Source organism: Streptomyces albus subsp. albus, assembly GCF_000725885.1.
Classification (GTDB): Bacteria; Actinomycetota; Actinomycetes; order Streptomycetales; family Streptomycetaceae; genus Streptomyces; species Streptomyces albus.
On sequence record NZ_JODR01000030.1, the window covers coordinates 63,682 to 79,807 of the forward strand.

General features: G+C 71.4%; 14 protein-coding genes. 4 read left to right on the plus strand and 10 right to left on the minus strand.

Going from position 1 to position 16,126, the window contains the following annotated elements; genetic code table 11:
- Positions 1-522, minus strand: a complete 522-nt coding sequence (locus IO40_RS0128585; RefSeq protein ID WP_030408907.1) for a cupin domain-containing protein — start codon at positions 520-522, stop codon at positions 1-3.
- Between the two features lie 339 nt (positions 523-861).
- Complete coding sequence (locus IO40_RS0128590; RefSeq protein ID WP_016467262.1) at positions 862-2,319, minus strand: MFS transporter; 1,458 nt, start codon at positions 2,317-2,319, stop codon at positions 862-864.
- Positions 2,320-2,456: 137 nt separating this feature from the next.
- On the opposite strand from IO40_RS0128590, the gene IO40_RS0128595 reads away from it, so the two are divergent.
- Positions 2,457-2,753 (plus strand): ArsR/SmtB family transcription factor, encoded by a 297-nt coding sequence (locus IO40_RS0128595; protein WP_016467263.1) that lies wholly within the window; start codon positions 2,457-2,459, stop codon positions 2,751-2,753.
- A gap of 53 nt (positions 2,754-2,806) precedes the next feature.
- Here the strand turns inward: IO40_RS0128595 and IO40_RS0128600 are convergent, their stop codons facing one another.
- Genes IO40_RS0128600 through IO40_RS0128620 form a run of 5 tightly spaced genes read right to left on the minus strand, consistent with a single transcriptional unit; the run spans position 2,807 to position 8,094 of the window.
- On the minus strand, positions 2,807-3,553 hold the full coding sequence (locus tag IO40_RS0128600) for a class I SAM-dependent methyltransferase (protein WP_016467264.1): 747 nt from the start codon (positions 3,551-3,553) through the stop codon (positions 2,807-2,809).
- A complete protein-coding gene (locus IO40_RS0128605) occupies positions 3,550-5,916 on the minus strand; it encodes a xanthine dehydrogenase family protein molybdopterin-binding subunit (protein ID WP_016467265.1) in 2,367 nt (788 codons plus the stop codon). The genes IO40_RS0128600 and IO40_RS0128605 overlap by 4 nt, the downstream gene beginning before the upstream one ends.
- The gene (locus tag IO40_RS37270; RefSeq protein WP_016467266.1) at positions 5,913-6,434 is read right to left on the minus strand and encodes a (2Fe-2S)-binding protein; all 522 of its coding nucleotides are present in this window, start codon (positions 6,432-6,434) and stop codon (positions 5,913-5,915) included. The genes IO40_RS0128605 and IO40_RS37270 overlap by 4 nt, the downstream gene beginning before the upstream one ends.
- Positions 6,425-7,303 carry an FAD binding domain-containing protein gene (locus IO40_RS0128615; protein ID WP_030408903.1) on the minus strand — a complete coding sequence of 293 codons (879 nt, stop codon included), beginning with the start codon at positions 7,301-7,303 and terminating at the stop codon, positions 6,425-6,427. Before IO40_RS0128615 ends, IO40_RS37270 begins: the two co-directional genes overlap by 10 nt.
- 14 nt (positions 7,304-7,317) lie before the next feature.
- The gene (locus tag IO40_RS0128620; RefSeq protein WP_016467268.1) at positions 7,318-8,094 is read right to left on the minus strand and encodes a class I SAM-dependent methyltransferase; all 777 of its coding nucleotides are present in this window, start codon (positions 8,092-8,094) and stop codon (positions 7,318-7,320) included.
- Between the two features lie 436 nt (positions 8,095-8,530).
- Here IO40_RS0128620 and IO40_RS0128625 point away from each other — a divergent pair, with 436 nt between their 5' ends.
- Positions 8,531-11,356 carry an AAA family ATPase gene (locus IO40_RS0128625; protein WP_016467269.1) on the plus strand — a complete coding sequence of 942 codons (2,826 nt, stop codon included), beginning with the start codon at positions 8,531-8,533 and terminating at the stop codon, positions 11,354-11,356.
- A 65-nt stretch (positions 11,357-11,421) separates the two neighbouring features.
- Here the strand turns inward: IO40_RS0128625 and IO40_RS0128630 are convergent, their stop codons facing one another.
- Positions 11,422-11,757 (minus strand): cupin domain-containing protein, encoded by a 336-nt coding sequence (locus tag IO40_RS0128630; protein ID WP_016467270.1) that lies wholly within the window; start codon positions 11,755-11,757, stop codon positions 11,422-11,424.
- Between the two features lie 72 nt (positions 11,758-11,829).
- Here IO40_RS0128630 and IO40_RS0128635 point away from each other — a divergent pair, with 72 nt between their 5' ends.
- A complete protein-coding gene (locus tag IO40_RS0128635) occupies positions 11,830-12,762 on the plus strand; it encodes a GlxA family transcriptional regulator (protein ID WP_016467271.1) in 933 nt (310 codons plus the stop codon).
- Positions 12,763-12,773: 11 nt separating this feature from the next.
- Here the strand turns inward: IO40_RS0128635 and IO40_RS0128640 are convergent, their stop codons facing one another.
- Positions 12,774-13,793 carry a helix-turn-helix transcriptional regulator gene (locus IO40_RS0128640; RefSeq protein ID WP_016467272.1) on the minus strand — a complete coding sequence of 340 codons (1,020 nt, stop codon included), beginning with the start codon at positions 13,791-13,793 and terminating at the stop codon, positions 12,774-12,776.
- 99 nt (positions 13,794-13,892) lie between these two features.
- Positions 13,893-14,891 (minus strand): aldo/keto reductase family protein, encoded by a 999-nt coding sequence (locus IO40_RS0128645; RefSeq protein WP_016467273.1) that lies wholly within the window; start codon positions 14,889-14,891, stop codon positions 13,893-13,895.
- Between the two features lie 785 nt (positions 14,892-15,676).
- Between IO40_RS0128645 and IO40_RS0128655 the strand changes: the two genes are divergently transcribed.
- A partial coding sequence (locus IO40_RS0128655; protein ID WP_037653737.1) for a phage tail length tape measure protein occupies positions 15,677-16,126 on the plus strand: 450 nt, incomplete at its 3' end.

Below are 16,126 nucleotides of genomic sequence, written 5' to 3' on the forward strand. Positions count from 1 at the left end.
TCAGTCGCGGTAGCCGGCGATCGGCCCGGAGGGCCCCGCCGAGGTGTCGGTGAAATGGTTGTCGTGTGCGAGGAAGAAGTCCAGCCGCTCCTCCTCACTCATTTGAGCCACCTCGCCCAGCCGCTCGAAGTATTCCTCGCGGGGCGCCCCGGGGGCGAACAGCATGAGGAAGGAGGTGAGTTCGCCGGTCTCGTTGCGGAAGGCATGCAGACCTCCGGGCGGCACATAGGCGTAGTCGCCCGCCTTCGCCTCGAACCACCGCTCGCCGTCGAAGAGACGCAGCTTCCCGGAGAGCAGGTAGAACGCTTCCGACATCGTCTTGTGGAAGTGGGTGCTCGTGCCGCTGCCGGCCGCCAGGTCCACGCGGTACAGACCGTAATGGCCGTCCGTGTCGGTTCCCCTGGAGAGGTAGTGCATCGCACCGCCGCCGCCGGAACGCACGTCGGGAGCGGTGTCTGCGGGCCGGTACACCGCACTGACCTCACCCTTGTCGCCGAAGTAGCGCTTCTTCGGGTAGGACACGATGGAATCCTCCTGCTGGTGACGCGACGCCGCGGAAACCCCGGCCCGCAGCGTCGTACTGCCGGCCCCTGCCGGGACAAGGAATGCGAAGGCCGCTTTACGGAGCCATCGTCCCCCGGGTACCCGCAGAATCAGGGAAATTCACCGCGGGAGAACCCTGACGGGTTACTCAGGTGACCTGCCTCTTACACACGTACGGTTCTCACCGAACGACCCGTAATTGCACTCCGGTTGAGCTCATCTGAATCCGCCGGTGTTTTTCGGACAGCATCGATGCCCGGGTGAGGGAGCCAATTCACCCGGGCATCGAAATTGCGGCGCGCGAGACGCGGGAAGGACTCAGGCGGTTCGCCCGGCCTCCTTCTGCACGGCCGGCGAGCCGGTGCCGTCCTCCTTCTCAGGCGTTTTCGCCGCTTCACCGCGTACGGCGGTGCGGATTCCCGCGCCGATGCCCAGCAGGGCCGCGAGCGCGGTGAGGGTGAAGACGATGCCCAAGGAGGTGTCCCGGCCCCAGTCGTAGGTGGCGCCGTAGGCACTCACGGCCGTGCCGAGGCCGGTGATGACGGCCACGGACAGCGTCTCGGACAGCTGGAGGTTGGAACTGGCCGCGCCCTCCTGGCCCTTGGGCGCGAGCGACAGCACGATGGTGGTCACCGCGGGGTAGACCAGGCCCATGCCGAATCCGGCGACCGCCCAGCCGATGACGGCGAGGGTGACGCTGTGGAGGCTGGTGCCGATGCTCACGGCGATCAGCGCGTCGCCGGCCAGCAGCAGGACGAACCCGGCCACGACCCTGCTGTGCCGGCCCCTGCCCTCGCTTCGCGCGTCCAGCTTCGCCTGGATCCAGGCGCCGGTCACCCAGGTGAGCGCGCCCGCGGAGAGGGCCAGCCCGGACTCCAGGGTGCTGAGCCCCAGGACCTGCGTCATGCTCAGCGGAAAGAACGACTCCGCGCCGTAATAGGCGGTGCTGACGAGGCCGCGCACGATCATGCCGGCCGGCATGCCGCGCCGGACGGTCAGCGTGCCGGGCGGCAGCAGTTTGCGCAGTGTCGGCAGGGTGACGGCCGCGCCGAGGACCACGAGCGGCAGCATGAGGGCGAGGTTCTGCTCCTCCAGTCCGGCCAGCAGGGCGCCCGCGCCGACGACGAGGAGCAGCGTGAGCGGGATGCGGCTGCTCTGCGGGGTGGTGCCCTCCGGGGGGCCGAGCTTGCGCAGCGCGGGCAGCGTCAGCAGGACCCCGACGGGCACCAGGGGCACCAGGGTCACGAAGACGACGCGCCAGTTGGTGGCCTCGGCGATCGCGGCGGCGACGGCCGGGCCCAGCAGTGCGGGGAGGGTCCACGCGGAGGCCACCAGGGCCAGCATCCGGGCCCGCAGCGCGTCGGGGTAGGCGCGGCCGACGGTCAGGTAGGCGAGGGCGAGGACGCCGCCCACGCCCGCTCCCTGGAGGGCACGTCCTGCTAACAGCAGGTACCAGTTCTGCGCGATGGCCGCGACCACACAGCCGATGACGAAGGCCGCGAAGGCCAGCAGGTAGGGGCGGGTGGGCCCGGTGCGGTCTGCTCCTTGGCCGGCGACCACGGTGCCGAAGATGTTGGCCAGCATGAACGCCGTGAAGGCCCACCCGAACAGCGAGAGGCCGTCGAGTTGTTCGGCGGCGGCGGGGAGCACGGTCGCCACTCCCAGCCAGAGGAACGCCACCAACGTGACCGACAGGATCAGCCCGGTGGTCAAGGACCGGTACCGGGGTGACCAGATGCCCTCCTCCCGGGGGCTCGTCCGAGCGGTCTCGCTCATGAACTCTCCGTCCTGCACAGCACGGCTGCGCGGTTCACGCGGGGGGCGTACTGGGCGCAAACCCGACCCACTGCTTTATAGGTTGCCTCTTATATAGGGCGCAAACTATATAGGCGCCGCTTGATACACTGTCAAGCGTGACGAACCATCAGGCGGACGCAGCGATACTGAAGACCCTCGGGCACCCGGTGCGGCTGGGGATCGTGCGGGCTCTGGCGGCGCAGCCGGAGACCTGCGCCTGCGACTTCACAGAACTGTTCGACGTCTCACAGCCGACCATCAGCCAGCACCTGAAGGTGCTGCGCGAGGCCGGAGTGGTGAGCTCGCGCCGGCGCGGCGTACAGATCTGCTACTCGGTACGACCGGAGGCCGTCTCGGCGCTCCGTGCCCTGGTGGAGGAGTTGGAGCCCGTGCGGCTGGCCGACGCGGGCTGAACCCCCGCAGCCCCGGGCGGCTCCGCTCCGAGGACAGCGGGGTGGCACGCCGCTCAGCCGAGGGCTTCGAACATGACGATCGGCGGGTTCGCGAGGAAGGCGTCCCAGTAGCCTTCGCCGAACCGCTCTTCGGCGTGCGCCGGCACCGCCATCGGCAGCCAACGCAGGGAGCCGAAACCGGCCTCGGTGAAGGCACGTTCGTACACCTCGGGCCGGATGAGGCACGTCTCGAACGTGACGGGCGGCTCAAGCGCGGCCGTGACCCGGATGTGCGTCCCGAACGGCGTGGTGGTGCGCTCCTCGAACACGAAACCGTACGGGTCGGGCCGGGGACCGTCGAAGGAGAAGCGCGGGTTCTGGGTGACGCCGACGAACCGTCCCGTCCCGAGGACGCTCCGCGCGCCCCGGCACATGTCCGTCAACTCCTCCTCGTTCCTGGCGTAGTTCAGCAGGTACGCCGCCGTGACCAGGTCGAAGCCGCCCAGACCTGACAGGTCGGGCCGCGCGGCGTCCCCGACCAGGTACTCGGTGCCCAGCGCGAAGCTCCGCTCGGCCGCCCGGGCCGCCTCGATCATCGCCGGTGACACATCCAGCCCCAGCGCGCGGGAGGCCCCCCGCTCCTTCAGGGAGCGGGTGTAGAAGCCGTCGCCGCAGGCGAGGTCGAGAACCCGTTTCCCGGCCACGTCCCCGACCAGCCGCAGGAAGCTGTCCCGCTCCGGATACACCGTGGGCAGGACCCTTGCGTCCTCCCATTGGGCTCCGATCGCGTCGTACTGGGGCGCGGTCTTCCGTCGGCTCATGCCGGGTCTTCCTTCCGGTGGTGGAGGCCGAGGATGTCCTCGGGACGGACGGGGAGGCGGGCCAGCGCGCGTCCGGTGGCGTCCCGGACGGCTGCGGCGACGGCGGCCGGTGACGTGACGTGCGGCATCTCCCCCGCGCCGCGCAGCCCGTAGGGCGCGTGCGCATCGGCGCACTCCAGGATCTCCGTCCGCATCCGGGGCACATCGGCCGTCGTCGGCAGGTGGTAGTCGGTGAAGGACGTCGTGCGTACCTCTCCGCGCTCCAGCAGGATCTCCTCCATCAGGGCGAGACCGAGCCCCTGGGCGCTGCCCCCGTGCAGCTGGCCGCGCAGGGCCGGCGGGTTCATCGCCCTGCCCACGTCCTGCACGCAGTCGAGCGCCACCACCCGCACCAGCCCCAGCTCCACATCGACGTCCACCACGGCGCGGTGCGCCGAGAAGGCGAACTGGAAGACGGAGTCGCCCTGTCCCGTCCCGTCATCCAGCGGCCGGGTCGGCCGGTGGTGCCACTCCACGGTCTCCGCCACCGCTCCCTCGGCCAGTACCTTGGCCAGGTCGAGGAGGACCGCGCCGTTGCCGTCGACGACCGCGCCCCGCGACACTCCGGCCGCCGGCCCCTGCCCGGCCCCCGCCAGCAGTTCGTCGGCCCGCCGCAGCACCCGGGTCCGCACGGCCTCGGCGGCGGCCTTGACCGCTCCCCCGGTGACATAGCTCTGCCGGGCCGAGGAGGTGGGTCCCGCGTCGCCGAAGCCGCTGTCGCCCTGCTCCACCAGCACCGTCTCCACATCCAGTTCCGTACGTGCGATCTGGGCCTGGAGGGTCACGAGCCCCTGCCCGACCTCGGCCGCCGCCGTACGGACCCGCACCCGGGGCAGCCCCTCGTGCAGCTCCAGCACGACGCGCGCGGTGGAGTAGTCGTCGAAGCCCTCGACGAAGCCGACGTTCTTCAGACCGGCGGCGAAACCCACTCCGCGCACGACACGCCCGGGCACCGGGGTGCCCATGCACAAGGCGGCCGTGGCGGAGCCGGACGGGGCCGCCTCCTGCCGCGGGAGGGGCATGGCGCGCAGCCGGCCGAGGAGTTCGGCGACCGGGGCCGGGTGGTCGAGCACCTGCCCGTTGGCCACCACGGAGCCCTGCCGGACGGCGTTGCGGGTGCGCACCTCGACCGGGTCGAGATCCAGTGCGCGGGCGAGCCGGTCCATCTGCGACTCGTAGCCGAAGCAGGTCTGTACGGCGCCGAAGCCGCGCATCGCACCGGAGGGCGGGTTGTGCGTGTAGACGGTGCGTACGTCGACCCGCACGTGCTCCACCTCGTAGGGGCCCACCGAACAGGTCGCCACCGTGCCCGTGACCGCCGGGGAACTGGAGGCGTACGCGCCCCCGTCCAGGATGATGTCGGCCTTGACGTAGACGAGCTTCCCCTCGCGGGTCGCCCCGTGCTCGTAGGTCATCCTGGCCGGATGGCGGTGCGCGTGGCCGAGGAAGGACTCCTCGCGGGAATAGCACATCTTGACCGGACGATCGGTGCGCAGCGCCAGCAGACAGGCGTGGACGTGCATGGACAGGTCCTCGCGGGCCCCGAACGCACCGCCCACACCGGCCAGCCGCACCCTCACCTTCTCCCCCGGCAGCGCGAGCGAAGCCGCGACCTGCTCGTGGTCGACGTGTATCCACTGGGTCGCCACGTGGAGATCGACTCCGCCGTCGGCCGCGGGGACCGCCATACCCGACTCCGGGCTCAGGAACGCCTGGTCCTGCACCCCGGTCTCGTACTCGCCGCGCACCACCACGTCGGCGTGCGGCAGCTCTCCCCGCTGCGCCGCACCACGGCGCACGCGTACGTGCCGTACGAGGTTTCCCTGGGGCTGCACCCGTACGGCGTCCGGGGCGAGGGCCGAGTCCGGGTCGGTCAGCGGCGGGAGGACCTCGTAGACGACCCGCACCAGTGCGGCGGCGCGGCGGGCGGTCGCCGGATGGTCGGCCGCCAGCACGGCGACCGGTTCGCCGTGGAAGCGCACGGTGTCCATGGCGAGCACCGGCTGGTCCACGACCATGGCGCCGTGCAGTTTGCGGCCCGGGACGTCCGCGTGGGTGAGTACGGCGTGCACGCCGGGGAGGGCCAGGGCCTCGGCGGTGTCGATCCGCACGATCCGGGCGTGCGGATGCGGGCTGCGGACGGTCGCCCCCCACAGCATCCCGGCGGCCCACAGGTCGGAGGAGTAGGCGAACCCTCCGGTGGCCTTCAGCAGACCGTCGGGCCGGGGTGCGGCCTCCCCGATCCGGGCCCCGCGTCCCTCCACGTCCGGCTGGGCCGGAAGGGCGACCGTCTGGCTGCGCCGCGTCGGCGCGTCGCCGCTCACGGGGCGCCGTCCGGCTGCACGAGGGCGCCGCGCTCTGCCCTGCGGTACTCGGCGGCCAGCAGCACCGCTTCCACGATGTGCTGGTAGCCCGTGCAGCGGCAGATGTTCCCCGCGAGGGCCTGCCGCACCTCCGCCTCCTGAGGGTCGGGAGTGTGCCGCAGCAGGTTGTGTGCCGCCAGCAGCATCCCGGGCGTGCAGAAGCCGCACTGCACCGCGCCCGCGTCCAGGAACGCCCGCTGGACGGAATCCGGTCCGTCCTCCTCGCCGGGCCCGCCCTGTCCGGCGAGGCCCTCGACGGTCGTCACCGAGCACTCCCTGGCCTGCACGGCGGGCACCAGGCACGAGCAGCAGAGCATGCCGTCGAGCAGGACCGAGCACGAGCCGCATCTTCCTTGCTCACAGGCGTTCTTGGTGCCCGGGAGCCCCACCCGCTCCCGCAGCACGAACAGCAGGCTCTCGCTCTCCCGGACCTCCTCCAGCATGTGCCGTTCGCCGTTCACGGTGAGGTTCATGCGCATCGGTGCCGCTCCGTCCTGTAGTTCTCCCATGCCTGAGCGAGGCTTCTGCGCGCGAGCACGGACAGTGCCCGCCTGCGGTACTCGGCCGTGGCACGGACGTCGTCACCCAGCACTGCCCCCTCGGCGGCCAGTTCGCCGAAGTGCCGCACCACCTCGTCCGGCAGACGCTCGCCGGACTCCCACGTTCCGTGCGCGGCCAGCTGCCCGGCCAGGAACGCCTCCGCCACCGCAGCGGGAGCCGGCCGGTCCGCCCCTCCCACACCGGTGAGCACCTGGCGGGTGGAGGGCCACAGCGCCACGGCGAAGGAACAGGTCGCCAGGGTGGCGACGGCCTTGCGGCCCACCTTGGTGAACAGCTGGGGGCCTTCCGGCCGGGGCAGCAGTACGGCTTCGATCAGTTCGTCGCCCTCCCGGGCCGTTCGGCCGGGGCCGGAGAAGAACTCCCGTACCGGCACGCGCCGGCTGCCGCGTACGGAGGCCAGTTCGACCTCGGCCCGGCAGGCCAGCAGGGCGGGGTGCGCGTCGGCGGCGGGCCAGGCCGAGCCCAGACTCCCCCCGAGGGTGCCCCGGTTGCGGATCTGCCGGGAGCCCACCGCGCCGGCGGCTGCGGCGAGGCCGGGCAGTTCGCCGCGCAGTTCGTCGGTCAGGGTGCTGTAGGTGGTGTTCGCGCCCAGCCGGTACCGTCCCTCCCCGTACCGCCGGCGGGACAGATGGCCGAGGCGGGACAGGTCGAGGGCGCGGGCGGGAAGCCCCCGGCTCATGTTCCAGCCGACCATCACATCGGTGCCTCCGGCGACGGGCACGGTGCCGGGTCGCCCGGCCATCAACTCCAGCGCCTCCTGGCGGTCACGTGGCAGCAGGAACTCCATGGGTGCCTCCGCGTTCAGGGCCGGCCGGAACGGACACAGCTGAAGCAGATCCACGGCGGGTTGGCGAAGTAGTTGGCCCAGTACGGCGGGCCGAATTCGAGAAGCCCCTCGAAGGAGAGTTCCGTGGGGCGCCAGGTGAATTTCTCGAAGCCGGCACCCGAGAAGGCGTCCTCGTAGACCGATTCGTGCAGGATGTGGGCGCGGAAATCGAAAGGCTTCGAAGTGTTCGCGGTGACATGCACTTCATTTCCGTACGGAAGGACCTGCACACGCTCGAAGGAAAAACCGTACTTGGCCAGGCCGGGACCGTCGAGGTCCAGACCGGGGCGCGCGTTCAGCGACCGGAACTCGCCACCCGGCCGCAGATTACGCGCCACCGCGTGCGCCATGCCTGACATGGCCTCGGGTGAACTCGCATAGTTGAGAAGGTAAATACCGAGAACGACGTCGAAAACACCCAGCGACGGCAGGTCCGTGGCGTCGCCGACCCGGTACTCGATGCCGAGCCGGTCGGCCTCCTCCTGCTCGGCGGCGACCTTGACCATCTCGGCGGAGATGTCCACGCCCACCACCCGCTGAGCGCCCAGCCGCCGGGCGGCCCGGGAGTAGACCCCGCTGCCACAGGCGAGATCGAGCACGCGGAGCCCGGTCATGTCTCCCATGAGGCGCAGTACGCTCGGCCGTTCCACGAAGCGGGCCAGCGGCAGCCGCTTGGCGGCGTCGTACGTCCCGCCGATGCGGTCGTACTGTTCCTGCTGCGGGCGGTGGTGCGACGACAAGGCATCATGCATGGCGGCCACCTTTACGTACAGGACGGGAACATCAATGCAACGGCACGATCCTTGATCGGCTGCGGTTTTCGTTCATCACGGAAGCTCCGTAGGGCCACCGAATGATTAGGCATGGAGCACCGAGAGATCCATCTGAGCCGATCGCAGGAAGAGGCAGGACACATCACACGATTCTGCCTGCCGGGCAGTGAGCACAAACCCCGCCTTCACCGGCGCACCCTGGTGCTGCCCGGTAGCGGCTAAGCCGCAGGTGGGTCACCATTGCGTGTCGGCGCGGGCCGCGCCGGCACGCAGGCGTGGCCGCACGGGGAATCGCGCGCGAGGCACCGATCTTGGGCCCGGATGGTTAGACTGCAGCGATACAACTACGGCCCGTCCACGCGCAATTCCTTGCGATACCGGTTTTTCCTAGCCAGTCCTACGCATGGGGGAGAGTATGTTGGAATTACTCGCGCAGGCCGGGGACGGTCAGGGGCAGAGCATTCTCATCGAAGGCGCGGCCGGTATGGGGCACAGCACGCTGCTGCGTGCCGCGGTGAATGCCGCCCCCGAATACGGTCTGCGCGTTCTCACGGCACGGGCCCGCGCACCCGAGCAGCACGTCGAGTACGGAGTCGCCCGCCAACTGCTCGACCAGGCGGGTGTCGAGCGGGATCCGGAGTCCGAGTTCGCCTGCCCGTTCCCGGGCGGCGCCCGGCAGCCCGAGCGCACCGATCTGCACCCGCTGGTGCGCGTGCTGGCCGACGAGGCCCCCGTGCTGCTCGCCATCGACAATCTCCAGTGGATGGACCAGCCGTCGCTCCAGTGCCTCGGCTATCTGATGGCCCGGCTGCCGAGCGTCCCCATGGCGATCGTGGCGACGCTGGCGCGGGGCGAGGCACCGAACGACCCCGTGACCGTGGAGGTGATCTCCAGCTTCCACCACCGCGTCACCCTCCAGCCCCTCACCTCCGACGAGGCAGCCGCACTCGCCGCCGACGCGCTCGGCACCCCGCCAAAGGAGCGGACCGTGCAGGCGGCGCTGACCGCCACCGGCGGCAGCCCCTATCTGCTCGACGCCCTGTTCCGGCATCTGCGGCTCGACCACCAGGGCCCCGGTGGCATCACCCCCGAGGTCATCGCCGCGCAGGGACCGGTCGAGGTGGCCGACGCCCTGCTCAACCGCTACGAACGCGCCTGGCCTGGGGTGGCCGCGGCAGCGGAGGGCACCGCACTGCTCGACGAGGCCGCCACCGTCCCCACCATCGCCCAACTGCTCGAAGCCGACCAGTTGCAGACGGCCGACGCGGTGGAGTATCTCGTCCGCGTCGGCCTGCTGACCTACCAGAACCGCACCGTACGGTTCGTCCAGCCCCTCGTCCGCGAGTCGGTGCTGGCACGTATGCTCCCCAGCCGCCGGAACACCCTGCACATCCGCGCGGCACACATCCTCTACGAACGCGGAGCACCCTACGAGCAGATCGCCGGCCAGATCCTCAAGAGCCAGACCGACTCGGCGCAGCACTGGACCTGCACCGTGCTCAGCGAGGCGGCCCGCGAGGCGGTCGACCGCGGCGCCTTCCAGCCCGCCCGCGACTATCTGACGCGCGGCCTGCGCGAGTGCGAAGGCCCCTGCCAGGGCAAGCTGCTGCGCGTGCTGGGCCAGGTGGAGCTGGCCACCGATCCGGCGACCGCGGCGCGGTTCCTGCGCAAGGCCCTGTCGCTCAGCCGCGACATCAACGAGCGCACGGACATCCGGCTCTCACTCGCCGACGCCCTGCACCTGCTGGACCGCCGCCAGGAGGCCCGGAAGGTGCTGGAGGAGGGGATGGCGGAGGGCCGGGAGACCGACCCCGCCGTCGTGCCCCGGCTCCGCGGCGAACAGCTGCTGATGGGCGGCCCGGGCTACCACACCACGAAGGTCGACTGGCTGGGGAACGTCGTGCCCTTCCAGCGCGCTTCGGGCACCACCCTCGACCGCAAGATCCTGCTGGACCTCACCAGCATGCGCACCACGTGCCGCGGCGAGGCCAGGGAGGAGGCCGTGCAGCAGGCCAAACGCTCGCTGCGCAGCCCCTGCACCGGGCTCAACGAACGGCTGGCGTCCCGTACGGTCCCCGTCCAGGTGCTGGCCGCGGCGGACGAGCTGGACGCCGCGCTGGCCGAGTGCGACGCCCTCGCCAAGCAGTCCGCGGAGACCGGGTCCCGGATCCTGGGGGCACTCACCTACAGCGTCAGGGCAGATGTGCACTACCGCTCCGGCGACGTACCCAGGACCCTGGCGGACGCCGAGCGCGCACTGGAGCTGACCCCGTTGGCGTCGTCCGAGTACTGGCTGTGCACCGGCCAGGCCATGGCCGCGAGGATCTGCGGACTGCTGGAGACGGGCGAGTACGAGGAAGCGCACCGGCTGCTCGCCGAGGCCGGGCTGGCGGACAAACTGCCGGAGCGCAACAGCTTCGGGCCGCTTCTCTTCCAGCGCGCGCGGCTGCACATGGCCGAGGGCGACACCGAACGGAGCCTGGCCGACCTGCTGGAGTGCGGGGAGCGGCTGGAGAGCGCGGGCACGTTCAACCCCGCCGTGCTGGCCTGGCGCTCCGAGGCCGCGCTCGCCTGTGACGCGCTGGGCGACACCCGCGAGGCCCGCAGGCTCGCCGACGTCGAGATCGCCAGGGCCCGCCGCTGGGGAGCGCCGCACGCCCTGGGCCGGGCGCTGCGCGCCGCGGGGCTGGTGGCCCAGGGACGCAAGGGCGAGGGCCTGCTGCGTGACGCGGTCCGGGTCCTGGAGCGCTCCCCCGCCAGACTCGACCTGGCCCGCGCCCTGGCGGACCTGGGCGCCCTGGCCCGGCGGTCCAACAGGCTGCGGGACGCCCGGGAACACCTGCGCAGGGCCCAGGCACTCTGCGAGACCTGCGGCGCCACCGAGCTGGCCCGCACCGTGCGCGAGGAGCTGATGCTCTCCGGCGCCCGGCCCCGCCGCCCCACCGAGGTGGGCATCGACGCGCTGACGCCGATGGAACGCAAGGTGGCCATGCTGGCCGTGGCCAAGCAGACCAACCGGGAGATCGCGGCGAACCTCTTCGTCGCCCAGCGCACCGTCGAACTGCACCTGAGCCAGGTCTACCGCAAGCTGTCGATACCTGGCCGCTCGGGACTGGCCGAGTACTTCGGGCACCTGACCGAGGCGCGGGCCGACGGCCGCCGCCCGCGTGCGGAGAACCTGCCGGACGGCGGCTCCGGGGTACGGCACCAGTCCGCTCTGCGTGCGGACTGCGTCAGCTGACCGTACGGGGTGCCTCCCCCGGCCCTCCCCCGTCGGCGGCCCGGCGCACCCGTGACGGAACCGCCCTACCCCTCCGGGTAGAAGACGAACAGCGTGCAGCCGGTGCTGGTCGAGGGCACGTGCCATGACCCCGCCGGGGCATGCAGGAACGTTCCGGCCGGATAGTCACGCGCTCCGTCGTTGAACGTGCCGGCCACCACGTAGACCTCCTCCGGGCCGGGTTCGTGGACGTCACGGTGCGGCCACGACGTGCCCGGGTCCATCTCCAGCACGTGGGCGTGCGCGCCGGCCGGTCCCGTCCACAACGGGCGGAGCCGGATGCCGGGGAAGAGTTCGCGGACGGGGGCTTCTTCGACGCGGACGGAGGTGTAGCCCTCCTGGCTGAGGATCTCAGGATGCATGCCTGTCACGGTGCCGCATGCGCCCCACGAGGAGACAGCGACAACAAAGACACCATGAGGTACTTTCCTGCCATGCATCATGTCGTGGCGCTGGTACGGCCGGTGCAGTCGACGTTCGAACTCGGCTGCGCCGCCGAGGTGTTCGGCACTGTGCGGGAGGGGGTGCCGCAGCACTACACGTTCGAGGTGTGCACGCAGACGCCCGGCCCGGTACCGACGACGGCCGGGTATGCGATGTCCGTCGAGCGGGACCTGACGGCCCTCGACACCGCGGACACCGTGCTCATCCCGGGCTGGACGCCGGTGGAGACACCACTCCCCCATCCCGTGCGCAGCGCCCTGCTGCGGGCGCACGCCCGTGGCGCACGCATCGCCTCCATCTGCTCCGGGGTGTTCGCGCTGGCCCGTACGGGACTGCTCGACGGCCGGTCGGCCACCGCGCACTGGGCCCGCACCGCACAGCTGCAACGGGAGTTCCCCCGGATACGCGTGGAACCGGACGTGCTGTACGTGGACCACGGCGACGTCGCCACGAGTGCCGGGGCGGGCGCCGGTGTCGACCTGTGCCTGCACCTCGTCCGGCAGGACCACGGCGCCGCGCACGCCGCTCTCGTCGCACGCCACATGGTGATGCCTCCGCACCGCGACGGCGGCCAGGCACAGTACGCGCCGTCCCCGCCCCCGGCGGACGCGCTGGACGGCCTCCTGGAATGGGCCGGCGCGCGCCTCGGCACGCCGCTGTCGGTGGGCGACATGGCCGCGCACCTCAACGTCTCGCCCCGCACGCTCGCCCGGCGGTTCGCCGACCAGCTCGGGACGAGCCCCGGCGCGTGGCTGCTGTCCCGCCGCGTGGCGGAGGCACGCACCTTGCTGGAGCGGACGGACCTGCCGGTGGAAGCGATAGCCGCCCGCGTCGGCCTCACCTCGGCGGTCAACCTGCGACGGCGCTTCCGCGCCCAGGTGGGCACGACACCGGGCGCCTACCGGCGCGCGTTCCGGCTCTGACGGTCCGCGGCTCAGATCTCGGTGTCCCCCTGTGCGGCGGCGGCTTCCGGGGCCGGCGGGGCGGTGGCCGCGGCATGCGCACAGCGTGCGGCGAGTGCGGCGAAGGCATCGGCCAGCTGCGGCGGCCCGACGACGCGGATGTCGGTGTCGAAACGGGCGAGCGCCGCGGCCAGACCGGTCCAGGACCAGGAACCGAGCACGAGGCGGCAGTGCCCGGAGTCGAGTTGCTCGACGATCCCGTCCTCGACGAAGGGGGCCACCTCCTGCACGGGGAGGCCGAGGACGACCTCGCCGCGGCAGGGCCAGTCGGTGGTGGTTCCGTCAGTCCCCCGGAACCGCCCGGTGAGGAACGCGGCCACGTCACCGCCGGGCAGCGGACGCGGGGTGAAGCGGGGCCCGTTCGGAGTGCGGAGGTGGAGCCGGTCCAGGCGGAAGGTGCGCCAGTCGTCGCGGTCCGGATCCCAGGCGATCACGTACCAGTGGCCGCACCGGGTGACGAGGTGGTGCGGCTGCGCCCGGCGGGCCTGCCGCCCGGAGCCGGGAGTGCGCTCGTAGTCGAAGCGCAGTTCCTCACGGGCGTGGACGGCGCGGCTCACCTCCGTCAGGAGCCGAGTGTCCACGTGGAGGGCGTCGCCGCCGGCCCCGGGGGGCCGAACAGCGGTGACCTGAAGCAGGTCGATGCGGTGCCGCAGGCGGGGCGGCATGACCTGGCGGACGGTGGCCAGGGCCCGGGCGGCGTCCTCACCGATCGCATCGCCGGTGGCGGCGGCCCGGAGGGCGAGGGCCAGGGCGACGGCCTGACCGTCGTCGAACAGCAGCGGGGGCAGCCGCGAGCCGGCTCCCAGCCGGTAGCCGCCGGACGGCCCCTTGGCGGCGTGGATCGGATAGCCCAACTCCCGGAGGCGGTCGATGTCGCGGCGCACCGTGCGCGAGGTCACCTCCAGCCGCCGTGCGAGCTCGTCACCGGACCAGTCGCGATGGGTCTGGAGCAGCGAGAGCAGCGAGAGCAGCCGCGAGGACGTCTTCGGCATGCCTCCCATTCTGTCCCGGGTACCGGACACCACCTGTCCGGTACCCGGGGTCCGCCCTCCAGCGGGGCGTCGGGGCCGGCTACCGCACGCAGCGACCGGCTACCGGTGCTTGACGCCCGGCTGGGCGCCGGGCGCGGGGGTCGGCTCGGTGACCGGGACGTCACCCAGGGCCTGGTCGACCGCGGCCAGCAGATCGCCGGACAGCTCCACACCGGAGGCGGCGGCATTCGCGTGCACCTGCTCCGGTCGGGACGCACCGGTGATCGCCGAGGCGACCTCGCCGCGGCGCAGGACCCAGGCGAGCGCCAGGGTCGGCATGCTCATCCCGGCCTCCTCCGCGATCGGCACCAGCCGCTGGACCGCCTGGAGAGTGGCGTCGCTGTAGACGAGGTCCTTCGAGACCGCCATCTCGGCGGAAGCGAACCGGCTCCCCTCGGGGACGGGCTGCCCGGGCTTGTACTTGCCGGTGAGGACCCCCTGCGCGAGCGGGGACCAGACGATCTGCGAGATGCCGTTCGCCGAGCACAGTCCGAAGACCTCCGCCTCGGGCGCCTGCCACAGCATCGAGTACTGGGGCTGGGAGGAGACGAACAGGTCCGGGCCGGCGATGTCGATCGCGGCCTCGATCTGCTCGGGGCTCCACTCGCTGAACCCGATGTAGCGGGCCTTGCCCTGCTGGACGACCTTCTGGAACGCCTCGACGATGTCCTCGACCGGCACAGTGGGGTCGAACCGGTGCGCCTGGTACAGGTCGACGTAGTCGGTCTTCAGCCGGGTGAGGGAGGCGTCGATCTGCTTGGCGATCTGTGCCGGGGACAAGCCCTGGTCGGCGGGGTCCTCGGACATCGGGAAGTAGACCTTGGTGGCCAGGATGTAGGAGTCGCGGGGGCGGGAGGAGAGGATGTCGCCCCAGGCCGTCTCGGCGGCCCCCTGGCCGTAGACGTTCGCGGTGTCGAAGAAGTTGATACCCGCGTCGAAAGCCGCCTCGGTGCAGGCCCGGGTCTTGTCGGCCTCGACACCGCCGGAGTAGGTCAGCCACGACCCGAGCGAGATCTCCGAGACCTCCAGCTCCGAGCTGCCGAGCTTGCGGTACCTCATGGTTCCTCCTTGTGCTGGTGCGGGGCGCGTCCGGGGCGGGTACCCGGACGCGCCGGGGTCGTGACCGCGTTCGACGAGAGTGATCAGCCCTGTCGCCCGGGGGACGATTCTCCCCCGGACGACGATCTTCCGGACACAGCCCTCCCGAGCCACTGGAGCGGCGCCGGGCCGGCGGTCGCAGCCCCCGGCAAGGGGCCGCGACCAGCAGCGGCACCGGGGCGGGACACCTCTTCGCACTGAGGTGATCACACAGTGTGACAGGGCGTGGCGGCTCACGAGAAGGTGACCAATGGGCGGGGAAGAAGTGTTCCGGACAGTCGCCCTCGGCGTCTTCGCGGCCGGGGGCTGGATCGTCGCGTGCAACCACCGTGACGCCACCCGTCGATTCTTCGGCTTCCACGCATAACCACCGTGACGGGTGCCGCGACGCCCCGGACCCTGAGGTTCGTCGGCGCCGTGATCGGAGCCCTCGGATCGATCGGGTTGATCACGGAAATCACATCGTTCAGTAGCGGCGGGTGAGGCCACGGGGTGCCGGATGTGAAGGTACTCATAGGGGACAGGTCACATACGAAGCAGCTTCGTATGCCCGATATGCCTGGAACAGGGGTGGGGGCGGAACGGCTCCGCATCTCCGGCGAAAAGGACTAAGCAGGGCAGTAGGTCACATAGTTGTCGGTCCGGGGAGCCGGTTCCCAGAGTGGGGCGCAGGTCGCGACGAGAGCGAGCGAAGCTCCTCCGCACTGCGGCCGGATGTGTCCCCCCGCGAAAGGCATCCCCCTCGCATGCGTACCGCTCTGCGCCATACGAAGCTCACCACCGGTCTGACCGTCCTGGGCGCCGCCGGCGTCGCCACCGCCGCCCTGACCGGCACGGCACACGCCGCCCCCCAGACCGAGGCCAAGCCGGCCAAGACCGCCGTCGCACCCGACTACGCGGTGAAGGCGGACGAGGTCCTCAAGGCCGACCAGACCGCCCACGTCACCAAGGACGCCGCGGCCGAGAAGAAGGCCCAGGGCCAGTCCGAGCCGCAGCCGAAGAGCGCCACCGAGGCCAAGGACCGGACCGCTCCGAAGAGTGACGGGGCGGATGCGAAGAAGGCGTCCTACCCCGACAATCTGGACGGGTGGATCCGCGAGGCCATGTCGATCATGAAGAAGCACGGCATCCCCGGCTCCTACGACGGCATCAAGCGCAACATCATCCGCGAGTCCGGCGGCGACCCGGGCGCGGTC

What these genes read in the sequence shown, in the direction of transcription:
- IO40_RS0128640 (WP_016467272.1), bottom strand. Translation starts at nt 13,793, where the DNA reads ATGCCGAAGACGTCCTCGCGGCTGCTCTCGCTGCTCTCGCTGCTCCAG.
- IO40_RS0128645 (WP_016467273.1), bottom strand. Translation starts at nt 14,891, where the DNA reads ATGAGGTACCGCAAGCTCGGCAGCTCGGAGCTGGAGGTCTCGGAGATC.
- IO40_RS37270 (WP_016467266.1), bottom strand. Translation starts at nt 6,434, where the DNA reads ATGCGCATGAACCTCACCGTGAACGGCGAACGGCACATGCTGGAGGAG.
- IO40_RS0128630 (WP_016467270.1), bottom strand. Translation starts at nt 11,757, where the DNA reads ATGCATCCTGAGATCCTCAGCCAGGAGGGCTACACCTCCGTCCGCGTC.
- IO40_RS0128615 (WP_030408903.1), bottom strand. Translation starts at nt 7,303, where the DNA reads ATGGAGTTCCTGCTGCCACGTGACCGCCAGGAGGCGCTGGAGTTGATG.
- IO40_RS0128590 (WP_016467262.1), bottom strand. Translation starts at nt 2,319, where the DNA reads ATGAGCGAGACCGCTCGGACGAGCCCCCGGGAGGAGGGCATCTGGTCA.
- IO40_RS0128600 (WP_016467264.1), bottom strand. Translation starts at nt 3,553, where the DNA reads ATGAGCCGACGGAAGACCGCGCCCCAGTACGACGCGATCGGAGCCCAA.
- IO40_RS0128635 (WP_016467271.1), top strand. Translation starts at nt 11,830, where the DNA reads ATGCATCATGTCGTGGCGCTGGTACGGCCGGTGCAGTCGACGTTCGAA.
- IO40_RS0128620 (WP_016467268.1), bottom strand. Translation starts at nt 8,094, where the DNA reads ATGCATGATGCCTTGTCGTCGCACCACCGCCCGCAGCAGGAACAGTAC.
- IO40_RS0128625 (WP_016467269.1), top strand. Translation starts at nt 8,531, where the DNA reads ATGTTGGAATTACTCGCGCAGGCCGGGGACGGTCAGGGGCAGAGCATT.